Annotated in this window: 2 protein-coding genes; both read right to left on the minus strand. The window is 33.0% G+C overall.

Going from position 1 to position 2,233, the window contains the following annotated elements; genetic code table 11:
* Positions 1-94: 94 nt before the first annotated feature.
* Positions 95-1,006 carry a heme o synthase gene (gene cyoE, locus AMN73_RS01395; protein ID WP_075534516.1) on the minus strand — a complete coding sequence of 304 codons (912 nt, stop codon included), beginning with the start codon at positions 1,004-1,006 and terminating at the stop codon, positions 95-97.
* Between the two features lie 27 nt (positions 1,007-1,033).
* Positions 1,034-2,233 (minus strand): cytochrome c oxidase subunit I (locus AMN73_RS01400; protein ID WP_075534517.1); only part of this gene is annotated, 1,200 nt, incomplete at its 5' end.

Below are 2,233 nucleotides of genomic sequence, written 5' to 3' on the forward strand. Positions count from 1 at the left end.
TTAAATAGCGTAAATATAAATAAAAAAACTATAAATAATAACAACCCAAGTGCTGTCCATATATTTCGTTTTTTTAATTTTTTATCAGGTATCATTAAATTAATTTATCAATCAAAAATAATACGAAAATTAGAAATAAATATATTATTGAATAACTGAAAATATGTTTTGCTATATTTGTATCAAATTTATTTTTTTTAAAACTGTAAAGATTAAAACAAATATAGTTGTAGTATAAGGTCAGTGCTAAAGATGGGATTAAAAATGTCAATCCAGCAAACCCAATATAATATGGTATTAAAATAGTTGGTATCATTAGCAAAGAGTAAATTAAAATATTTTTTTTTGTATTTTGAATTCCGTCTGTTATTGGTAGCATTGGAATTTTTGCTCTTTTATAATCATTCGCTTTGTAAAGGCTAAGTGCCCAAAAATGTGACGGCGTCCAAATAAATATAATTAGAAATAATGTTAGTGGTTCCATAGATAAAGAGTTAGTTGCAATAGTCCATCCTATAACAGGAGGTAATGCTCCTGAAGCTCCTCCAATAACAATGTTTTGTGAAGTCTTTCTTTTCAGCCAAATGGTATAAACAATAACGTAAAAGAAAATAGTAAAAAATAATAAGAACGCTGATAAAAAATTACTAAAATAATAAAGGCTAACGACAGATATAATTGACAATAGAAGGCCAAAAATTAATGCTTGGTCTTTATTTACTTTTCCTCTTGGAATAGGTCTCAAACAAGTTCTAGACATTAGCTTGTCCAAATCAGCCTCATACCACATGTTAAGTGTTCCTGCTGCCCCAGCTCCCATTGCAACAAATAAAATTCCTATCATCGCGTCTTTTACTGAAAGTACTATTGGTGAAGATAATAAGCCAACTGCGCAAGTAAAAATAACTAATGACATTACTCTTGGTTTCATTAGCTTTATAAGCTCGTTAAAAACTTTTATGTCTGAAAGACTTTGTTTTTTGGCTCTTATATTAGTTGTAGACATCTTTAAATTATATATGCGTAAAAAAATCTAGCTACTAGATTTTTCTGCACCTTCGTAATCCTCAAATTTTGGTAGTTCTTCGAAAGTATGAAAATTTGGAGGTGATGGAACTGTCCACTCAAGAGTTGTAGCGCCTTCCCCCCAAGGATTCTGAGCAGCTTTCTTCTTTTTTGCGAAAGCGTAAATCAAATTAATTAAAAATACTCCTAGTCCGACAATTGAAATGTAGGACCCTACAGATGATATATAATTCCAATCTGCAAAAGCATCTGGGTAATCCGCATATCTTCTAGGCATACCCGCTAATCCTAAAAAGTGTTGTGGAAAGAAAATTAGGTTTACACCTATAAAAGTAAGCCAGAAATGCAACTGTCCTAACCACTCTGAGTATTCATAGCCTGACATTTTTCCAAACCAATAGTAGAAACCTGCAAATATTGCAAAAACTGCTCCAAGAGAAAGAACGTAATGAAAGTGTGCTACCACATAGTATGTATCATGAAGTGCTGTATCAACGCCAGCATTTGCAAGCACAACACCCGTTACACCACCTACGGTAAATAAAAAGATAAAACCTAATGCCCAAACCATTGGGGTTTTAAAAGAAATAGACCCACCCCACATTGTTGCTATCCACGAAAAAATTTTAATGCCAGTCGGCACTGCTATAATCATTGTAGCCGCTAAGAAGTACGCTTTTGTATCTGTATTTAATCCAACAGTATACATATGATGTGCCCACACAACAAAGCCTACAATTCCTATTGCAACCATTGCATAAGCCATTCCTAAATATCCAAAAACTGGTTTTCTTGAGAAAGTAGAAACAATATGGCTAATCATTCCAAAACCAGGAAGAATTAAAATGTAAACTTCAGGGTGCCCAAAAAACCAAAACAAATGTTGAAATAACATTGGATCACCACCGGATTGTGCCTCAAAAAAAGCTGTGCCGAAATTTCTATCAGTCAATAACATTGTAATTGCTCCTGCTAGAACAGGTAAAGATAATAACAATAAAAAAGCTGTTACTAATATTGACCAAGCAAACAATGGCATTTTATGAAGTGTCATACCTGGAGTTCTCATATTTAAAATAGTTGTTATAAAATTTACTGCGCCTAAAATTGATGAAGCTCCTGCTATGTGAAGGCTTAAAATTGCCAAATCCATTGCTGGTCCTGGTTGTCCAGTTTTAGATGATAAAGGAGGGTAAATTGTCCATCC

The organism is Candidatus Pelagibacter communis (genome assembly GCF_001179965.1).
Classification (GTDB): Bacteria; Pseudomonadota; Alphaproteobacteria; order Pelagibacterales; family Pelagibacteraceae; genus Pelagibacter.

Coding starts and splice junctions, on each gene's coding strand:
- cyoE (WP_075534516.1), bottom strand. CDS start 1,006: ATGTCTACAACTAATATAAGAGCCAAAAAACAAAGTCTTTCAGACATA.